The 1,430-nt window shown below is 32.6% G+C and carries 1 protein-coding gene; it reads right to left on the minus strand.

The genetic code is table 11. From position 1 onward, the window contains the following. Nucleotides 1-221: 221 nt before the first annotated feature. Nucleotides 222-1,235: a transposase gene (locus F6K52_RS36270; RefSeq protein ID WP_293090058.1), complete on the minus strand. Its 1,014-nt coding sequence runs from the start codon at nucleotides 1,233-1,235 to the stop codon at nucleotides 222-224. Nucleotides 1,236-1,430 lie beyond the last annotated feature (195 nt).

A 1,430-nucleotide genomic window follows, 5' to 3' on the forward strand; every position in this document is an offset into this window, starting at 1 on the left:
CTGGCTTGGTTTCTGGGAGTTGTAAAAATTCTTCTAGGGTTAATGGTTTGGTGGAAACTTGTACCATATTTGTCGGCTCTCAAGTCCAATATCTTTATTTTCTCAAACTTTTGGGATAATAGAGATGCGATCGCATATTTTCTGGCTGTGAATTAGAATAATTCAGGACTTACGCAACTGGCACAAGCTATGGTGCGCTTCGCGCACCGAGCGCCTAAAGACTAAACCATTGACATAGCAATATCTGGACGCTTTAGTTGCTGTATTAAATAGTTAGAAAGCAAATTATGCTTAATTTTATAAATAGTTTGACCTGTGTTATAAGCTAAACTTTTCAGTCTTAGCCAAACCAGCATAGCGCAAGCAATATGATTTCTTTGAAGACGACCTTTACGACATTGACATGATTCAATGCCAGTTAATTGCTTTATCTCTCTATGAAACTCTTCTATTTTCCAACGGATTTTACACACTTTTTGTGCAACATCCGTATCGCTTTGAGATATGTCATTAGTTGTGACATAATCCGTTCTATCGGTAGAGACAGTAACCCGGAAAAGTTTCACTTTTTTTTCAGCAGGAAATGCTTTGATTTTTATGATTTTACCACATGATAACTCATCTTCACTCCATGATAATGATTCAATATTTTTATATTTCTCCTGACCAAAAGTATCATCAACTAAACGATTAGTTTTTAATGGGCAATAAAAAACTTTCTTTAGACTATCAATATAAAGCATTAAATGATTGACTGCATACCATGTATCCATTAAAACCGTATCAAAAGGCAGCAGCTTTTGATATACAAGACCTTTCAGCATATTTTTAACATGGTCAACCTTAGTTAAACCATCATTATCAGGAGCAAAAATACGATAATCTATCACCCAAAAAGTGAGAGTTTTAGGATTTACATATATACAACTAACTACTCCGATTCCTTTAACTATGCCATGCTCATTTCCACTATATTGTTTTCGGACAATTTCAATTTCTTCAGCAAATCTTTTATCTAAAACTGTATCATCAAATATAATATAAGCATCCTCATCAGGGACAATTAAATCTTTCACATTATCCCAAAGTAAACGAGGAGTTAATTTCTCATGTTTTAAATAATAATTAATTTTATCATGACTAATATTGTCCAAATGCTCTGCTAGATTAGTCATTGTATAATTGATTTGGCTACTAAGTAAATATTGGCAATAATTAAGTTTAGTAAATTTCATTGCTAATTGATTTTTTAAGGCACCCTCTAATTATTTTCCCATAAAATTAATACCCGAAATTTATTGTTATCATTACTATTACAATTCTAAAAAAGTCTGATTTCAGAAAAATCTCACTAGTAGTACTAAAATACTAATAATTAGCGATCGCACTGTGCCAGTTGCGTAAGTCCTGTTGATAATGGTGCGTTTGTT

The sequence above is a fragment of the Moorena sp. SIO3H5 genome, assembly GCF_010692395.1.
Taxonomy (GTDB): Bacteria; Cyanobacteriota; Cyanobacteriia; order Cyanobacteriales; family Coleofasciculaceae; genus Moorena.